The sequence below is a fragment of the Vibrio sp. AIC-3 genome, from assembly GCF_013114515.1.
Classification (GTDB): Bacteria; Pseudomonadota; Gammaproteobacteria; order Enterobacterales; family Vibrionaceae; genus Vibrio; species Vibrio crassostreae_C.
The window spans coordinates 132,873-151,682 of record NZ_VTXG01000008.1; the positions used below are offsets into that span (position 1 = coordinate 132,873).

Below are 18,810 nucleotides of genomic sequence, written 5' to 3' on the forward strand. Positions count from 1 at the left end.
TAGGCCTGAATAATCACGCTTAAGTAAAACACTTTATTTAATTACAAGTGTTTAATATTAAATTATTAGGTAAATATTATGACTACTCAAACTCCAACTATCGATTTTTCAAAATTCGCTGACCTAAGCCCATTCGAGCTAAAAGACAAACTGATTGAAGTGGCGCAAGCTGTGCCAGATCGTGCACTTCTTGATGCAGGTCGTGGTAACCCTAACTTCCTAGCAACGCTACCTCGTAAAGCCTTCATCCGTCTTGGTGAGTTTGCGGTAGCAGAAGCAGAGCGTAACTACGCTTACCTAGGTGGTGATTTCGGTGGTATCCCTGATGGTGTTGGCATCGTTGAGCGTTTCGACACGTTCGCAAGCCAATATGCAGCAGACAAAGGCGTTGACTTCCTACGTCGTGCACTAAGCTACGCAAAAGACCGTCTAGGTATCGAAAAACAAGCGTTCCTAAACGAGCTAGTACTGGCTTACCTTGCGTGTAACTACCCAGTACCACCACGTATGCTAGTGAACATCGAGAAAGTGGTTAAACAATACATCGCAGAAGAGATGTACGGCCCAATGCCAATGACGACTAACTTTGACTTGTTCGCAACAGAAGGCGGCACAGCGTCAATGACGTACACGTTCGCAACCATGTTCAACAATGGTCTATTGAAAAAAGGTGACAAAGTTGCGCTAATCACGCCAATCTTTACACCTTACCTAGAAATCCCAGAGCTAGCAGAGTATGAGCTGGAAATCGTTGAGCTACGCCTTGATGAGACGACTTGGCAGCTACCAATGTCTGAAATCGAAAAACTGGCAGATACAGACATCAAACTGCTTTGTGTTGTTAACCCAGCAAACCCAGCATCAGTTAAATTCTCTGATGAAACACTGGATAACCTAGCAAACTTCGTCAACGAGCAGCGTAAAGACCTATTCATCATCACAGATGACGTGTACGGCACATTCGCAGATGAGTTCGTTTCTCTGTTCGCAAAACTACCGTATAACACACTATGTGTTTACTCATTCTCTAAATACTTCGGTGCAACAGGCTGGCGTCTAGGCACTATCGGTATTCACGATGAGAACGTGTTCGACGATACACTTCGCTCATTCAGTGAAGCGACACAGTGCCAATTGGACGACCGTTACAAAACGCTAACTCCAGAGCCACGTGACATCAAATTCATCGACCGTATCGTTGCTGATAGCCGCAGCGTAGCATTGAACCATACTGCAGGTCTGTCTCTACCACAACAAGTACAAATGGCGATGTTTGCATTAACTTGTCTAATGGACTCAGAAGGTCGCTACAAAGCCGCTTGTAAACGCATCATCCGTGAGCGCTACACAACGCTTTACAAAAACATGGGTGTAGCAATCGAAGAGAACAAAGACCGTGTGGATTACTACACACTACTAGAGCTAGACACGCTAGGTGGCAAACTTTACGGTCAAGAGTTTGTCGACTGGTTCAAAGCTAACGAGAAAGGTAAAGACTTCCTATTCCGTCTTGCTCACGAAACCGGCGTAATCTTACTACCTGGTAAAGGTTTCGACACAGTACACGCATCAGTACGTGTATCACTAGCGAACCTTACTCACCACGAGTACGAGCTAATCGGCCGTGAAACACGCACTGTATTGGATGAGTACTTCGCTGAGTTTCAAGACGCATAAGTTCAAGTCTGGCTTAGAATCAAATACATGATTTAAAGCCGATGACGTCCAACTCATTAAGAATAAGCCTCGGCGATGTCGAGGCTATTCCGACCAAATAAGCACAGTGGTTAGATCGATAAAACTTCCTATCTTGATGTTCCGTTGTGTTTATTTAGTCGTCTTATCCAAGTATTCAAATCCATTTCAAACTGAAAGAGCGACGCATGAAAAGCATTATTTCTATTCAATCTCACGTGGTTTACGGGCATGCAGGAAACAGTTCTGCGGTTTTTCCAATCCAAAGAATGGGACTCGATGTGTGGCCAATCCACACTGTTCAGTTCTCTAATCACACTCAATATCAACAAGGTTGGACCGGGCAAACATTCGGCTCAGATGATATTCGAAACTTGATTCGAGGCTTAGACAACATTAACGTACTGAAAGACTGTGGTGCGATCCTATCGGGTTATCAGGGAAGCGCAGACCAATGTAAAGCGGTTGCCGAGTCGGTTAATTTAGTTAAAGAAAAGAACCACAGTGCACTCTATATTTGTGACCCTGTAATGGGTGACCCAGATAAAGGTTGTATCGTTGAGGATGGCGTTAGAACCGCCATTACTAAACACTTGCTTCCTATTGCCGATGTTATAGTGCCAAACCAATTTGAACTAAGTGAATTGACCGGCATTAAAATCCTCTCCCTTTATGACGCGATTACTGCATGTAAGAAAGCATTGGAGCTTGGTCCAAAGATGGTGCTCGTGAAGCATCTTCACTCATTACCCGATGACGCGTTCAGTATGATTTTAGCAACGAAAAAGGCATGTTATTTAGCCCAACGACCGAACATTGAATTTGCTCAACAACCGGTTGGTGTCGGTGACCTTATCTCTGGCCTGTTTACCGCAGGGTTAATAAAGAGAATGTCTCCCGTAGCTGCATTCCGACATGCAAATAACGCGGTCTATGGTGTGTTGGAGCTAACTAAAAGCTATGGCACTTGGGAGCTACAAACAATCAATGCACAATATGAATTTGTAGAGCCTACCCACGATTTCAACGTGGTCAAAATCGGGTAGAGCGTTTAACTCCGATAGTGGTGGAGGGTGTACCTATTCGATGGGTCGCATCCTACAAACGAGATTACGAGCTAAGACTAAACCTAGCTATATTACTCCCAGAAAGAGACGGACTTCACTTTATCCCTATTTATTAACTTCTCTGTTTATAGCTGTTCTTTTGATTAAACAGAGTTTCTGAATCATTTTAGAGAACATTAAATGAGCCTAATTATGAACCGTCTAATTTCCTCGGGTTTTACCGTTGCTTTGTCATTACTTGTAGTGGCATGTAGCTCACCCCACACGTTGGATGTACGCGTAGACAAAGACAATTACAAAGAAGTGGTTTTAGAAGATGCGATATCAGTAAAAGAGCCATTGCGTATGTGGGCGAGTGAAAACCCAGACTTCTTATACTCTCCAGTCGATCAAACGACGCCGATTACCGTGTCAGGTGAGCAACTAAATATCTTAGCTTTGTCAGGAGGCGGCGCGAACGGAGCCTTTGGAGCCGGTATCTTGATAGGGCTGGAAGAATCTGGCCAATTGAAAGACTACTCAATAGTGACTGGCATCAGTGCAGGAGCACTAATGGCACCATTTGTATTCATCGGCGGAGATGCATTTCCGAAGATGAAGGAGGTGATGTTAAACATCAATGACAAATCAGTGCTCGGCAAAAAGAATTTTTTAAACACCGTGTTTAAAGATGCTTTTACTGACGGTAAAAACTTGAATCAATTTATCGCTCAGGCGTTCCCTGAACCGATGATCGAGCAAATTGCTGCGCGACACCGCAGCGGTAAGCGTTTGTTTATTGGTAGCACACACTTTGATTCTGGAGAGCTTGTCATTTGGAATGTAGGCGCAATTGCAAATAGTGACATGCCTGAGAAATCTGAACTTATATATAAGGTTTTAGCAGCAAGTGCTTCCATTCCTGGAGTCTTCCCACCGCAGTTTATCGATGTGAAATATGAAGGTAAAAGTTATGAAGAACTTCACGTCGATGGTGGTTTAGCCGCTCAAGTATTTTTCAATCCATCTAACTTTGACTATCAGCAGATCTCAGATGCTCTTGGGTTAGAAAAGCCACCACAGCTCGATGTTATTCGAAATGGAGCACTGAAAGCGCCGTACCACTCGCTGAGAGATAAGGGTCTAGATTTAGTAGCAAAGAGCGTATCAAGCCTGACTCTTGCTCAAACACGTGGTGATTTATATCGAATGAAATACATCTGTGAAATCAACAACATTGATATGCAATTTACTTACATCGAGCACGACTTTGGTTACGCCAAACGAACCCAAGATATGTTTGATGAACACTATTTATTAACCATATACGAATATGGTTATCACAAAGCAACTCAGGGCAAACCTTGGGTAACAGAATTACCTTAATTTAGGGATATCGTAAAATGAATAAAACAGCTTTAGCGCTACTTATCATGGCAACGTCTAGCGCTGCCATGGCACAAAATGTGACCTCAATGGAACAGCAAAAAGTCGATAACGACATGCTACAACTGGCCGACGTTCAACAAGAAGCGGCGTTGTTCATGGTTGAAGAAAATTCAGACTACGTGGAGATTGACTACATTGGTCAGTGGGTTGACGTGAACAATTACGTCACACACAAAGAAGCCAAAGAACGCCAGCTTCAAAAGACCACCAAGAAATACATTTACTCGCAAACAGGTGAAACACTAGAATCCATCGAGCAGCGAATTGCTGAGCATATTCAAGTGGACCAACCTAGATATTTCAGTGTCGATGTTTACCGTAATTACCACGGTGATTCTGGGGACTTTAACTATCTAGCTCGAGTTATCGAATACATTTAAGTTATTCGTTTGACATCAACGATAAAACCTACTGTCTTAAGTAGGTTTTTTTTGTTTCAAATTGACGAATTATTTTCACTAATATTATTCTGACAAAGTAGATATTTCGCCAACCTGTGATAATTTAAATACATAACGATTAAAAGTAAGCACAACAACATGAATTTCAGCATTGAACAACTTCTCGCGTTCGTTACCGTTTATGACCAACTCTCTTTCAGCAAAGCCGCCGTTAAACTCAATAAACACAGAACGACAATCGGGCAGGTTATTACTAACCTTGAAGACCAACTCGCGGTAAGCCTATTTGAAAGGGTTGGGCGCTCTGTAAAGCCGACAGAAGACGGGCATCTTCTTTACCATTATGCCAAGCAAACCATTGAACAAGCTCGTACCTTCGATAAGGTAGCATTGAGCCTCTCTTATGGTGGATTAGAAAGCATCACAATCGCGTATTCGAGCGTGATTTCTCAGCGTGTCCTTGTCGATATTCGAAAGCAACTCAAACGTGACTTCCCAATGATGCGAGTCAACTTTCTGGTTCGTAACAAGAAAGCGATCAAGCAAGGGATACAGGATGGTGAGTATCACTTTGGTTTGGTGAATATTCATGATAGCAGCGCGATGCACAGTTTAGACGCAACTCTTTTAGGCCATATTGAGTTCTATCCGTTCGTACAAAAAGGTGGTGAATTTAGCAATCTAGACAAAGGGGATGTGCTGGTAGCTTTGAGAAACTCTAAACAATTTGTGTTGAAATCCCTAATAGAAGAAGGAATGTCGGAAAAAATAGTCGTAAGCTCAGACCACGAAGAGATTGACCAACTTGCCTTGATGATCAAAATGGTTGAAAACGGCTTGGGTTGGGCATTTCTACCTAAATCATTTCTCTTTGACCCAGAGTCTTCTAAACATGACATTGAACCAATTCAAGCGTTAGAAATGGTTGAAGGCTTCAAGTTTGGTTTTGCATTATGGTGCCCGCACTCTAAACAGGTCAGTGATATCAAACGCTCAGTGACTTCGGTGATTGCTGAGTATCGAGAGCGTTTAATCAGCAACTATCGAGCGTAGCTTTTGGTTTTATGCAGTGGTTTCTTAGATGTCCCCCATACAATTACTATGAAATGAAGGCTCACTGAGAGCCTTTTTTTGTACCTGCTTTCTGAGCCTTACCTCGTTAGAGAAACGATATGTTTGATGGGTTTGACCCTCTATATGAGAGTAGGGTAACACCACTATTTGGCCTATTCTATGCCCGTCGATTAAGGACCCCCTTTATTGGCAATAAGTGTTTTATTTCTATGTTTATTGCAAGGAAGCAAACTTTCGACCGGGTTTCGTTACCCGGCCTTTTTTATGAGGCCAATTTTATGACTCGCTGCGGCGGCATTATTATTCTTTCCTGCTTTTTATTTACAACATCTTCTTTCGCATCGTTTTATGATCCTGTTGATGGTCAATTTGATATGGGGCATCACCTTGCGGAAAACGCACATGGCTTTTTGCCTATCCCAATTTTGATTACCGAGCCTGCGGTGGGGTACGGCGGCGGTGTGGCTGGTTTGTTTTTACATGAGACGGATGAGGAAAAGCGACAAAGAAAGCAAGCTGCTCTTTCTGCCATAGATGGTGGTGCGCAGTTAGTACCCTCAGCAATGTCAGTAGTGGGCGCAGTAGGGACAGAGAACGAAACTTGGTTTGTATTTGGTGGCCATAGACGATCTTGGATGAATGATTCCATTCGTTACACAGGAGGCGGCGGCTTTGGTGTTGCGAATTTGGATTTGTACACATCAATCAACTGGGGCCCCATAGATCATGACCTTAGAATAGGCACGTCAACTTCGGTAGCCGTACTTTCACAAAAGGTGCAGTTCCGGATTGGGCATACGCCTTGGATGTTGGGAATAAAGCAGTTATTAGCTAAGTCTGAGATTGAATTTGATAACATGGTTTTAGACCGAATTTTGGGTAACGAATCGGTTACTTCTGGCTTAGGGTTGGAGGCTGAATATGACACAAGAGATAATTTATTTTATCCAACCAAAGGTTACAAATTGTCTGCAGATTACATGGTGTACGACGATGCGATTGGCAGTGATTACAATTACCGAAATTTGAACATAGATGGCGAAGCCTATATCCCAATTACCAATAAATGGACGTTAGGCTTGGCTGCAAATTATCAAAGCTTCGAACAGCAAGACCTGTTTGTATCACCCACAGCGAAACCGTACGTGTCGTTACGCGGGGTGTCATCTTATCGGTACCAAGGAGATGAGATTGAAACAATCCAAGGCCAATTGACGTATAGCATCACTCATCGTTGGAAGGTGTCTGGGTTTTACGGTTCAGGGGTTGCAAAGCAAGATAACGGCATAAGCCACGACAGTACCGTCAATGCCGGAGGTGTCGGCTTCCGATACCAAATCGCGAGACGTTACGGTTTGCACCTTGGGATGGATTATGCGCAAAGCCATGAAGAACGCGCTATCTACTTTAACGTAGGCAGTGGTTTCTAGAACAACGGAATAGGTTGAATTTTTCCAAGAAAAAAGGCGCTAATTAGCGCCTTTTCGTTTTCTATCACTTTCTTACAGTAAGATTACTTCTTACGGCAGAACTCAGCGATTACGTACATTGATTGACCGCCGTTTGTTTTACCAGAAACAAGCTTAGGATCGTCACCAACGCTGATACCACGAATAACAGTACCTTGCTTAATCACTTGGTTAGTACCTTTGATTGGCAGGTCTTTGATTACTGTTACGTCGTCACCTTTCTTAAGTTCAACGCCATTCACATCAAGAGGCTTGTCATCAGCAGACATGCCGATTTGTGCCCAAACTGATGTTTCTTCTTCAAGGTACATCATGTCTAGCGCGTCCTGAGCCCAGCTTTCTGTGTTCAGACGAGTAAGTTGACGCCATGCCGTTACTTGAACTGGCGCTTCCTGGCTCCACATGCTGTCAGTCAGACAACGCCAGTGGTTGATATCTTTAGGATCGTCAATCTCACCAAGACATTTGTCACATACCATGATGCCGTGATCCACTGTTACGTGGCTGTGTGGCGGCACTGCGTATGCAGTAAGAGAAGAATCAGAACCACATAGTTCACATTTAGATTGGCAGCGTTCTAGCATAGTAGCTTCAGAAGACATAATGGACTCACATTTATTAGGTATTAAATTACGGGGCTATTATCCACTTTATTTACAATAAAGAAAGAGGTCGTACGGTATTCTGTCTTGATTAATTTTAGCTGAGATCAACCATTTGTGTTTTAAAGTTTTATGCAAACGGTCAACTAGGGGACTTGTTCGAACGACAGAGACAAAAATGCCAGCGGTTAGGCTGGCATTTGGTTTAGTTAAAAAGCTTAAGTCTTAGTTATTCCAATAAAACATCCGGTGCTGCTGCATCAAGGCTATCCGATTCTAAGAAATCAGCTACTTGAGCTCTCATTGATAGGGTATGAGTGGCATCAGAAAGGTCTGCTTGCGGTCCGATGATCGTGGAGTGCTTTGCTATTTCGTTATATTGAACAAACACACGATTCCCAGTTGAAGGGCTAGCTTTTGTTGAGTCAGTCAATCCTAACGTCGAATCTAACCCTTCAGAGCCAACAAATGAAGCTGTATATGATAACGGTGCACCATTATCATCATTGCCATTGTTTGGTACCGTTTCATCATTTTGCGACTGTATCAACAACGTTGGATAGCTAGAGCTAAATGATGACAGGTCCTCAGTGTTTGCTAGTGAATGTGGATCGACCGTGTCAATAAGGGTTTGAGCGGCGACTTTAAATGCAACTAATTCAGTTTCAATTGCTGCGGCGCTAGTTGGATTTTCCTTAGCAAAAGCGGTGTAACAATCACCATCTTTAATGTTGTTGGTTGCACAAGCTGTCGCGACTGAATCCTTGTAAGCCGTATTCAGCTGTTTAGCCAAATTATGTTTAATTTCAGGGCCAAAGGTTTCCGATGCGAACAACAATTCAGCAATGTGTCCACCTGAATTAGCATATACCGCCGAGCTAAATTTATGTGTGCCAGCAATTTCTGATGTAGCAACAGAAGTAAATCCGGTAATGCCGCCCAATGAGTGACCCATAAACTTAACGGTTGTGTCTTTTACATCAACTCCGGCTAATGGTGTACCAGTAAAATCATTACCCACTTTTTCAAGTGCCATACGAAGACCTATTACATCAAGCGCACTTTGACGAATATTGTCACGGGCAACAGGCAAAGCACTTAGATTCAAGTAGTACAGTGCATTATCGTTAGTTGATATAGCACCGCCAGCAAGCGAACGCGAGCCATGAATAGGGTGATCAATCGCTATCACTGCAAGACCCTCGGCCGTTAAATTAGCAGCGAATGCATACGCGTTTTCTTTTACAGAGGTAATACCGTGCTGATAAATGACTACACCTGAAGGCGTGCCAGTTGTGGGTGTAAACAAAAGCACATCAACAGCTTCAAGTGATTTAATTTGTGGTATTGGTGAATACTGAGTGACAATGCGATCACTATCTAGAGCTGTTCCACTTGCGTCCTTTGTGAGTGTTTTTCCCATTAAAGTCGTGACATCAGCTGCGCTAAGGTTTGTTGGGTCTAATCCCAATTTAACCAACTCTCCACCAACGAAAGAACTTGTAGAGCTATCCGTTAGTGCGCTTTTGATAACAGCTAAACTGTCCAACGCTGAGGCAAATGGTGTAACAGAAAACTTACTTGGATCTGTTTCCAAGAAATAAGGAAGCTGAATGGTACCTTTAGTCACATTTACAGTTGTAGTACTGATACCACCATTAGAGTAGAGGAGGTTTATTCCGCCAATTAAGGTCGCAGTTTCTGTAGCGTCATCATCTCCGAGATATTTCTTGAAGTTTGCATCGGCAGCGATTGCTGTGGCAAACGGAACTGTTGATGAAGAATCTAGGCTAAGATTATAAGCGTTTGACAGATCGACACTATTTGGGTTTGCGCTGCCATTCCAATAAGTCGAAAGTGGGGCTCCAGCATCAATCATTCCACCAATCAACGATGCTGTAGAGGCAAGTACATCGCCAACGGAAGTTGTAGTGAACCAAGCTGAATAGACAATTTTATTGGCGTCAACACCGACAGCAGCTGCTATTGCTTCTTGGCCTTTAATTAAAGTTTGCGCACTCGCTAGATCTCCGGTGGTGTATGTTTTCGTTGCTGTTTTGAGAGCCGCATAGCTTTGCGATGTACCTACTGGGTTACCATTTACATCTGTAACGTCATCAGTAATAACAAGCAAATATTCAGACTTCTCATCAAAAGGAGTATTCGGTGTAATTGCTAGATTTGAGCCTACTTTGTAAACTGTGTATTCAGAGCTAGCAACAGGTGTTGGTACTTGAGCCGCTGTGGATGTGTCTGTTAGCTTTTTTGAAAGCTTCAACAATGTAACTCCAGAAGTAACAACTCCAGGGGTATCACCAAAACCATCACCTTCAAACTCGATGTAAATTGGCATGCTTGTCGAAAAACCATCGGCATAGTTCAGTGCTGCTTTTGGGTTTGAAATGCTCTCGTCTCCACCAGTAGGGATCGCTAACGTTCCATCTGTAGAGTCGAATAATAGGTTATTACTTAAAGGAACAGATGCGTTACTGCCTTGCAAGAGCATTTTTTGCGTTGTAGCTCTTGCTAAAGAAGTTTCTAAATAAGCTTCGAGTTGTTGGTTGCTTGTCCCCGAGCTTTCAGTATTGTCACCACAACCTGCTAGCAGAATCGCGGAACATAATAGAGATATCTTAAAGTTACGTTTCATGATGCGACCCTGATTTAGTTAAATGTGTAATTAAGCTGAACTGACGAAAGATAAGCGGTACCTTCGGCTTCGAACGTTCTTTCTTGCTGAGCACCATTTGTCTCTGTGAACTCACCTTCATCACTTACTACAAGCGCAAATCCGGCATCGACAGTCATGTTTTCGCTCCACGCATAAGTGAAACCAGCGCTGTACCACATACGGTCACTATCCGGGATACTGAGCGTTGCTTCACCAGCTTGTTCGTCATAAGCGTAACCAGCTCTTAATGTCCACTTGCTGTTTAGTTTATAGGTCGCACCTAATGAATATCGATTGTTGTCTTCATATTTTTCTGGTTTATAGAAGCACTGGCCAGCCACACCGTTATCGGTACAATCTGGACTCGTTGCTTTTAGCTCTTTGAAAGTACTCCAATCAGTTTGTTGCCAACCGTAATGAATTGCCCATTGTTCGTTAAGTTGGTGAAATGCAGAAAGCTCTAAGATTGCAGGTAGCTCTATTTGTAAGCGACCATCAACCTTGGGAGATGTTGCCCTACCTGAGTCGTAACTGGTGAATTCACCGTCATCGAAATCAAGATCAACAGAAGAGCGGTAAGCGATACTAAAGCGATTGTTTTCGTTCAGCTCATACATCGCACCAACGTTCCAACCGTAGGCAAAAGTTTCACCAGTCATGCCAATAAGTTTGTCAGATTGATTTCCACCAACCCAATCTGCTAGCTCACCTTTGTGGCGAGTAAGTTCAGCTTCCGCATACACAAGATTTAAACCTGCACCGACGCTAAATGATTCATTAACGCGATATGCAATATTTGGATTTAGATTGACAGATAACAGGGACGTATCACCAGCCATATCACCAGCCGAGATGTCATCAGGGTAATCAGTAGCAACACCATAGTTAGTGAACATACCAATACCCCAAGCCCACTTATCGTTGATCGGGCTGATGTAATACGCGGCTGGAACGACTTGTAGTGGTGCTACATCTTTTGAGTGTTCGTTATTATCCACGTCATACACATTAACCTCTGGATCAACGATAGAAACCGCGCCTGAAAATTGGGCTGTGTCAAATAGGGTCATTGCGGCGGGGTTTCTCGCTAGTACACTCGCGTTATCAGCTACGGCACCTTCACCTGAAAATGCGCGACCAAGACCTGAGGCAGAGTGCTCAGCAACTTGGAAACCAGCCGCAAGTGAATTACATGCAAATAGCACAGAAAGTGAAACGAGAGAGCGTTGTATTGTTTTCATCCTTGACCCTCCTAGGGCATCAAATCTCATTCTTATTGTTGAAAACACACTGAGCTGTGTTGGTGCTTAAGCTCTAATGTAAACGGCATGTTAAATTTATGTTTAATGTAAAGTCAAAGAATGAGTTGTCATTTTGTGAAGTAATATTTTTAAGGGGCAGCACTCTAACACTAATAATATAACTGCAATCAATGATTTATGGGTGGTTGGAGGTGTGACCAGAATGTTTATGTTAGGTGGTGGTATAAATAGTGTTCAACTGCTCAATATGTAACAACTTTGTTTATGTTTACCGTTAATCGCTAAATCGGCATAATATCGATTCATATTGATAGTCATTAAATTGGAATTAAAGTTTGGAATTACTCGCGATAGAGTTTCTTGGAAAACCACTTCGTTTAGAGGGGTCAATGGCAGGGTGGCAACAGTTGTATTGGGACAATACTTTGGTGTCCCAATTAGACGCAACCACAGATCAAGATGATGCTCGAACTCATGCATTTACTCTGCGCGCAGGTGAAGAAACGTTGCAGTGTAACGTTGAGGCGACCGTTCAGTGGCAACCGTTTGAGATGACCTATAAAGCGACAGTGAATGGCCAAACCGTTACCGAAGGCAATCGAAACACCAAAGATATCGAGCAACAAACCCCTGTTTTCGCTCCTAAACCAGAGAAGCGTTTTAGCCTAATTGGGTTGGTGTCGCTTGGTATGAAAGCGCTAAAAAGCGCCAAGCTAATCAAGGTGGTACTTGCTTCTGCGAGTTTAGCGGCCTATTCATGGTTGTTTTCAATTCAGTTCGCTTTAGCCTTGATCGCTTGTTTAATGTTCCATGAATATGGCCACATCAGAGCAATGAAATACTTTGGCATGAAGACCAAAGGCATCTATTTAATACCGTTCCTTGGTGGCTTGGCGTTATCCGACGAAAAGATCAATACGCGCTGGCAAGATGTGGTTATCTCGATCATGGGACCATTGTTTGGCTTGATATTGTCGTTGATATTTATGGTGTTGTACTGGGCGACTGGCGAAATGTTCTTCGCGGGGCTTGCGGTATTTAACGCGTTATTAAACCTGTTTAATCTATTACCGATTTTGCCTCTCGATGGCGGACATGTACTGAAAAGTATCAGTTTTTCGATGAACAGTGTGCTTGGCATTGTGCTTTGTGTTGCAGCAGCCGTTGCTGGCGTTGTATTGAGTTACCAGTTGAACTTAACCTTGTTTGGTTTCTTATTGATCATGGGCAGTGTGGAAATACTATTCGAATGGAAAGGGCGTCACCACAGTCACTTGCTGCCATTAGACAAATACGGTCAAGTCGTGTCGTTTGTTTGGTATGTGGGTTTAGTGAGCAGTTTGATCGGTGTTATCTGGTATTTTGCATCTACAGGTGATCAGCTATTAAGCCTACCATTGCAAATTCTTGGTACTTAACAAGAATCAAAAACAAAAAAATGCCCTAACCAATATGGATAGGGCATTTTTGTATTCGAAGTTTAGCGTCTAAACAAATGTAAAATTACGCTTTGCAATTTGGTCTTGGTGAACCCGATTGAGGTAACGTTTTTATCGTCGCTTGTAGATCTTTGATACGCGTACTGTGGGAAGGGTGCGTAGACAGCAATTCTGGCGGTTGGCTACCACCTGATGCTTTCGCCATGTTTTGCCACAAGTCGACGCTCTGTTTAGGATCGAACCCTGCCTGAGCCATATATTCTAAACCAACAACATCGGCTTCTGATTCCTGAGTTCGGCCATACGGTAGAATAACCCCGTATTGAACACCTAAACCTAAGGCAGCCATTGTCATTCCTTGGTACTGTTTGTATTCTGATGCGCCTAACGCGACGCTAGTAATAGATAAGCCAGTATTAGCGATTTGAGACTGAGATAGACGCTCATTACTGTGGTCAGCGAGTACGTGAGCCACTTCGTGTCCGATAACCGTTGCGAGCTGGTCTTGATTGACTGCAACCTTGAGTAAGCCTGTGTATACACCGATTTTCCCGCCAGGTAGGGCGAATGCATTCACTTGGTCGCTATCAAAAACAACAACTTCCCATTCACTAAAGCCTTGTTTTGGAATATGTTGAGTAATGCTATTTGCAACGCACTGTACATAAGCGTTTGTTTTCGCGTCTTTACTTATTGGCTGCTCTTTCTTCATTTGTTCAAAAGATTGTGCCCCAAGTTGAGACATGTCTTGATCAGAAAAAAGCAGTAATTGGTTTCTTCCTGTCGGGGAAGCGCTACATGCGGTTAGGCCTGCAAGTGTGAGAAGCGAGGCAAACTTCATCCATGACGTCATACAATATCCTCTGTGTATTCGGTTTTTATGCATGTTAACATCAACTTGCGTAATAACTAAGAGCTGTAAGATAAGTATTGTATTTAAAAACATGGTTATCGTTAAAATCACTATTAACGATAATGAAGCTATTCACTTACTAATAAAGCGATTCACGCACTAATAAAGTCAATAATTAAGGAACCCATATGAGTATTTGGAAAAAGCCCGTTGACCTAGATACCTTCAACGCGACCTCAAAAAACACCTTAATTGAGCACCTCAACATTGTTTACACAGAAGTAAACGACAATTCCTTAGTGGCAACCATGCCGGTTTGTCATTTTACGCACCAACCACTAGGCATGCTTCATGGCGGCGCATCGGTTGTGCTAGCAGAAACGCTTGGCTCATTGGCTGCAAACTTCTGCGTACCAGAAGGCTATTATTGCGTTGGGCTCGATATCAATGCGAACCACGTAAGGTCAATGCGTGAAGGGCATGTCATTGGTACTGCTGAGCCTATTCACTTGGGCGTCTCTACTCAAGTATGGCAGATCAATATCACTGATGATCGTCAACGCTTAGTTTGTACCAGCCGTTTAACCATTGCCGTTAAGAAACATAAGCGATAACAGACTAGGCAGTCGTACGCTGGTTTTGTCTTTAGAAGAAGTAATCAGTACTTAGAACAAGCAATCAGTATTTAAAGAAGTAACCCGAGAAGCCCATGGTCATAACGTTTAAAAGTGGAAAAGTCATCGCAACCGCACATGAATTGGTTGTTCGTTTAGATGGGGAGCATAGAGTCACGCTGCAAGCCCAAGTTGATGCAATTCAATTGATCGGAAAAGGGGCAAATGTTATTTCAGCTAACGGTTCTGAGTGTAAATGGTCGATAAAATTAGACGATGAACAGCAGCTCCGTGAAATCGCTAATGAAATTGGCTGCGATGTAATGTAATCCTTTACGGTAAAGGCACTTAACCCTTAAGATTGAATAACATCTTAGGATGTCGTACTCATAATTCACAATAAAATTGTGTCAGTAATATTGATTTTATGCCATAAAATAGGGAAACTGAATTCAATGTCCTTTGAATAAGTTTTCCTCTTTATGAGCAGCCCAAGACTTCGCGTTCAATTTGAAACCCTGTTTGAATACTTCGATGGTAAAGATTCTGATGTTCAACTCGACGACATCACGGATGTGCTTTGTTGTACCCGTCGTAATGCCCGAATGGTACTCAACAAGCTTGAAGAAGAAGGGTGGGTAGAATGGTTACCTGCAGCAGGTCGAGGAAAGTTATCTCAACTTATCTTTAAACAGAATCGTTGTGATGTCAGCGAGAACTTAGCAAGACGCTACTTGCAGGAAGGAAAAATTGGACAGGCGCTGTCAGTGCTTGATCACAATGCTGCCAAACTCACGCAAGTTATTCAAAACTACTTGGGCGTACAGTATCAAGAAGGCGAACAAGTTATTCGTTTGCCTTATTACCGGCCGCTTTCAATGCTTAACCCAACCAAATCGATGCGTCGTTCAGAGCAACATATCGCTTGTCAGGTATTCAGTGGGTTGACTCGTCTAGATGAAAATGACCAACTTCAACCCGATCTTGCTCATTCATGGCAAAAAATCAGCGATTACCAATGGCGATTCTTCTTGAGACCCGGTGTTCGTTTCCATAACGGGGAACCTCTGTTAACCAATCATGTTGTGGATACACTGCTTGCACTCGAACCTCTCAACATGTTTTCGCATATCAAAGATGTCTCTTCACCTGCAAATTGTGTAGTAGATGTTTTTCTCACACGTCCAGACAAGTATTTTCCGCTCGCACTAACGGAATCGGTCGCTAAAGTCACATTACCGATCACTTTACGTGGTGAAGACTACGATATTCGACCGATTGGAACGGGACCTTATCGCATTGAAAAGAACGACGAGAAACAACTCGTGTTAACCGCTTTTAATGGGTATTTTGGTTTTAGACCGTTAATTGATCGCGTTGAAGTTTGGGTGGTGGATGAGGCTTATTCTTCAATGGTTTACCCAAGCCTATCTAAGCCTGTTATGGCCGACCGTGGCGATAGCGATGAAGTAGAACTCGATCCTGGCTGCACGTATTTACTGCTCAATAGAAAGAAAGGTATTGCACAAGATCCTGCATGGGCACAGTTTTTATCTAACGCGTTGAATGCGGCGGATCTGTTTGTTCATATTCCAAAAGAGACTGTTATCGATTTGGGCGTGTTACACGCTTATGGGATAAAACCCGGTTGGTATGACATAAAGTTAAAAGTGCCCGTTTGTCCACCAGCAGATTCGAAGCCTACCATAAGATTAGCGTATCAATGCCAACACCCAATGTTCCCAACGCTTGCAAAGGCGATTGTCACGGTGCTGAAGCAATACAACGTCGATGTTGATCTTTACGGTTACGAAACAGATCCTCCGCACGCCGATGATGTTGATGTTTGGATTAACCCTATGGGCATCGCCAATAACAGAGACGACGCCTTGGCTGGTTGGTTAATGGACTACAGTTTTCTTGATGAATCTAGCCCGGCAGAGGACTTCGACCAATGGTGTCACATGATTGACCGTTGGCGTTCTGGTGAATTCGAGCAATTCCCAGCACGACAGTTAGGTAAACAACTAGTCCAAAGCAATCAATTGATCCCGATGTTCCATTGCTGGTTAGGCGTCAATAAAGATCAATGTGGTACGTTGCAAAACGCGAAATGTAATGCATTAGGTTGGTTCGACTTTAGCCAAGTTTGGGTGAAGCCTGACGTTGATTGAAATCTAAGAAAACTCAATTAGGACCAAATAACTCATTTAGGAAAAACGATGCAAACTCTGATGGTTACATTTATTACGCTGGTGGCATTTGCTGCGAATTCAGTTTTGTGTCGCTGGGCCTTAATGGATCAAACGATCGATCCTTTGAGCTTTTCGATCGTTCGCATCTTATTTGGTGCGCTTACGCTTCTGATTTTATTAACTTTGTCTTCCCAATCTAAAGCTAGACGTGTGTTAACAAACAACACATCGCTATACACAAGGCTAAAATCACAGTTTCAATTCACGTCAATACTGTCACTGCTCGTGTATATGTTTGGTTTCTCGTTTGCTTACTTAGAGCTCGGCGCAGGTCTTGGTGCTCTGGTGTTGTTTGTCGCAGTGCAATTTACGATGATTGCCGCGCACCTGTTTTCTGGAAACAGAATGTCGCTCATTGAGTGGGGCGGGTGTTTGTTATCTGTGGCAGGGCTTGTTTATTTGTTAATGCCAACGGAATCGACTCAAGCACCCGACTTAGTTTCTATTATCTTGATGTCTCTGGCCGGAATTGGGTGGGGCATTTACACATTGGCAGGAAAGACATCGTCAAACGCACTGCAATCGACCACCGCTAACTTTGGATTCAGCTCGCTAGTTATCCTTGTGGCATTGAGCTTATTAGTTTTAATACCTAATGCATTAACGCAAGTGTCTATCACTGAGCAAGGTTTGATTTACGCGGTTATATCGGGCTCTGTGGCTTCTGGTATCGGTTATAGTTTGTGGTATTACGTAGTGAAAAAACTGAATACCGTGGTTGCGTCTATTGCACAGCTTTCTGTTCCAGTTATCGCGACACTTGGTGGCGTATTACTGTTATCTGAACCTGTCACTATGCAATTTATAGTCTCATCAACCGTTATACTTCTTGGGATAAGCTTGGTTCTTGTCGCACCTAAACTTAAGAAATAAAGAGTTCAATCATTAACTTCTATGGCTAAACCAAACAAGAAACAACCGACCAAGACGGTTCAGATTTTCTGTGCCAAATGCAAAACGCAGCTTTTTAAGTATCGGAAAGGTGGCAAAGGTGCACTCGTGAAATGTTTTAAGGAGCGTATCGTTGAAGATTTCACGACAAAACCATGTGTGTGCCCTGAATGCGGGATTGAATTTGCGCGAGACACTTTGGTTCGAGGTACGCCAGCCTACAAGTTTGTTGGTGGCAAGGTAACGATGAAATAACCCGTCACGATGAAACGACCAATCATTATAAACGAGAAAATAATGTTGAAACTAAAAATGCCACAGCACAGTTTGTGTGTGGCATTTCAACGTTGCTTTTGATACTCAGAGTAAAGAATTGAGCTCAGTAAGCTCTGACACGCCCTTGAAGCTTAAGAAGTAATAGCGAAACAATTGCGCCCGTCGTATCACACAGCATATCTTTCTGTGCATCCCAAATATCGCCTTGTGAACCAAGGAATGCGATACCTTCATCACCACCTGCGATCTCCGCGTACCACCACTCGATAATTTCATAACCTGCAGCAACACTCATAATCGCAAATAGCGCAAAGAAACATGCCAGCACCGGTTGAGCCAGTTTTTTACGAATCAAGTACTCAGCGAGTGGGTAAGCATAAAGGCCAATAGAGAAATGCGCGACACGGTCAAAGTTATTCCGTTCTGAACCTATCATGTTATTGAACCAATCAAATGGCACTTCCGCGAAGGTATATTTTGCGCCTATCGTATGCAAAATCAGCCAGATAAACATCAAAACGTAAGCTGTCTTAGTGAAGGTGAGCTTTGTTGATAACCACCAGATTCCCACCAATATCGCAAGCGCTGGGACAATTTCGGCAATCCATACCGCTCTTGAAGAGGGAGCAAACGCTGAAAATAGAAACACAATCAGATACAGCGTCGTCAATGACAGTAATGGTCTATTTTGAGCAAGTGGCGTAATTGTCATCATCAGATCCTGTATTAGTTTCATGTATAGTTACACAATAATGAACGGTGTTCAATTGTGCTCTAATCACCATATTTGTTGAAAACCGGCGTTATCGCCCA

Annotated in this window: 17 protein-coding genes; 12 read left to right on the forward strand and 5 right to left on the reverse strand. The window is 43.0% G+C overall.

What is annotated here, in order from left to right; genetic code table 11:
• The first annotated feature begins 78 nt into the window (after positions 1–78).
• The 6 genes from F0229_RS08260 (at position 79) to F0229_RS08285 (ending at position 7,095) form a co-directional block, all read left to right on the forward strand.
• Positions 79–1,677, forward strand: coding sequence for a bifunctional aspartate transaminase/aspartate 4-decarboxylase (locus F0229_RS08260; protein WP_171732616.1), 1,599 nt, complete (start codon positions 79–81; stop codon positions 1,675–1,677).
• Between the two features lie 206 nt (positions 1,678–1,883).
• A complete protein-coding gene (gene pdxY / locus F0229_RS08265) occupies positions 1,884–2,741 on the forward strand; it encodes a pyridoxal kinase PdxY (protein WP_171732617.1) in 858 nt (285 codons plus the stop codon).
• 213 nt (positions 2,742–2,954) lie between these two features.
• Positions 2,955–4,127 carry a patatin-like phospholipase family protein gene (locus F0229_RS08270; RefSeq protein ID WP_171732618.1) on the forward strand — a complete coding sequence of 391 codons (1,173 nt, stop codon included), beginning with the start codon at positions 2,955–2,957 and terminating at the stop codon, positions 4,125–4,127.
• Between the two features lie 17 nt (positions 4,128–4,144).
• Positions 4,145–4,570 (forward strand): hypothetical protein, encoded by a 426-nt coding sequence (locus F0229_RS08275; protein ID WP_017060059.1) that lies wholly within the window; start codon positions 4,145–4,147, stop codon positions 4,568–4,570.
• Between the two features lie 159 nt (positions 4,571–4,729).
• Positions 4,730–5,644 (forward strand): LysR family transcriptional regulator, encoded by a 915-nt coding sequence (locus tag F0229_RS08280; protein ID WP_171732619.1) that lies wholly within the window; start codon positions 4,730–4,732, stop codon positions 5,642–5,644.
• 299 nt (positions 5,645–5,943) lie between these two features.
• Positions 5,944–7,095, forward strand: a complete 1,152-nt coding sequence (locus F0229_RS08285) for a BamA/TamA family outer membrane protein (protein WP_171732620.1) — start codon at positions 5,944–5,946, stop codon at positions 7,093–7,095.
• Positions 7,096–7,178: 83 nt separating this feature from the next.
• Here F0229_RS08285 and F0229_RS08290 read toward each other — a convergent pair whose 3' ends face one another.
• From F0229_RS08290 to F0229_RS08300, 3 genes are all read right to left on the reverse strand, one after another.
• Entirely contained in the window at positions 7,179–7,736 is a 558-nt protein-coding gene (locus F0229_RS08290; protein WP_017060062.1) for a PhnA domain-containing protein, read from the reverse strand.
• 229 nt (positions 7,737–7,965) lie between these two features.
• The gene (locus F0229_RS08295) at positions 7,966–10,386 is read right to left on the reverse strand and encodes a VolA/Pla-1 family phospholipase (protein ID WP_102578748.1); all 2,421 of its coding nucleotides are present in this window, start codon (positions 10,384–10,386) and stop codon (positions 7,966–7,968) included.
• A gap of 14 nt (positions 10,387–10,400) precedes the next feature.
• Positions 10,401–11,648: a porin gene (locus tag F0229_RS08300; protein WP_102447387.1), complete on the reverse strand. Its 1,248-nt coding sequence runs from the start codon at positions 11,646–11,648 to the stop codon at positions 10,401–10,403.
• Positions 11,649–12,004: 356 nt separating this feature from the next.
• Here F0229_RS08300 and F0229_RS08305 point away from each other — a divergent pair, with 356 nt between their 5' ends.
• Positions 12,005–13,087 (forward strand): site-2 protease family protein, encoded by a 1,083-nt coding sequence (locus tag F0229_RS08305; protein ID WP_171732621.1) that lies wholly within the window; start codon positions 12,005–12,007, stop codon positions 13,085–13,087.
• 85 nt (positions 13,088–13,172) lie between these two features.
• On the opposite strand, the gene F0229_RS08310 is transcribed toward F0229_RS08305, so the two are convergent.
• A complete protein-coding gene (locus F0229_RS08310; RefSeq protein WP_004730934.1) occupies positions 13,173–13,961 on the reverse strand; it encodes a M48 family metallopeptidase in 789 nt (262 codons plus the stop codon).
• Between the two features lie 188 nt (positions 13,962–14,149).
• Here F0229_RS08310 and F0229_RS08315 point away from each other — a divergent pair, with 188 nt between their 5' ends.
• The 5 genes from F0229_RS08315 (at position 14,150) to F0229_RS08335 (ending at position 17,976) form a co-directional block, all read left to right on the forward strand.
• On the forward strand, positions 14,150–14,575 hold the full coding sequence (locus tag F0229_RS08315; protein WP_017060067.1) for a hotdog fold thioesterase: 426 nt from the start codon (positions 14,150–14,152) through the stop codon (positions 14,573–14,575).
• A gap of 95 nt (positions 14,576–14,670) precedes the next feature.
• Positions 14,671–14,904: a DUF3389 domain-containing protein gene (locus F0229_RS08320; protein ID WP_017064605.1), complete on the forward strand. Its 234-nt coding sequence runs from the start codon at positions 14,671–14,673 to the stop codon at positions 14,902–14,904.
• A 153-nt stretch (positions 14,905–15,057) separates the two neighbouring features.
• Positions 15,058–16,749, forward strand: coding sequence for an SgrR family transcriptional regulator (locus tag F0229_RS08325; RefSeq protein WP_017069657.1), 1,692 nt, complete (start codon positions 15,058–15,060; stop codon positions 16,747–16,749).
• A 48-nt stretch (positions 16,750–16,797) separates the two neighbouring features.
• The gene (locus F0229_RS08330) at positions 16,798–17,703 is read left to right on the forward strand and encodes a DMT family transporter (protein ID WP_171732622.1); all 906 of its coding nucleotides are present in this window, start codon (positions 16,798–16,800) and stop codon (positions 17,701–17,703) included.
• A gap of 21 nt (positions 17,704–17,724) precedes the next feature.
• Positions 17,725–17,976 (forward strand): hypothetical protein, encoded by a 252-nt coding sequence (locus F0229_RS08335; RefSeq protein ID WP_017060071.1) that lies wholly within the window; start codon positions 17,725–17,727, stop codon positions 17,974–17,976.
• Positions 17,977–18,100: 124 nt separating this feature from the next.
• On the opposite strand, the gene F0229_RS08340 is transcribed toward F0229_RS08335, so the two are convergent.
• A complete protein-coding gene (locus F0229_RS08340; RefSeq protein ID WP_017069655.1) occupies positions 18,101–18,709 on the reverse strand; it encodes a DUF2238 domain-containing protein in 609 nt (202 codons plus the stop codon).
• Between the last annotated feature and the right edge of the window lie 101 nt (positions 18,710–18,810).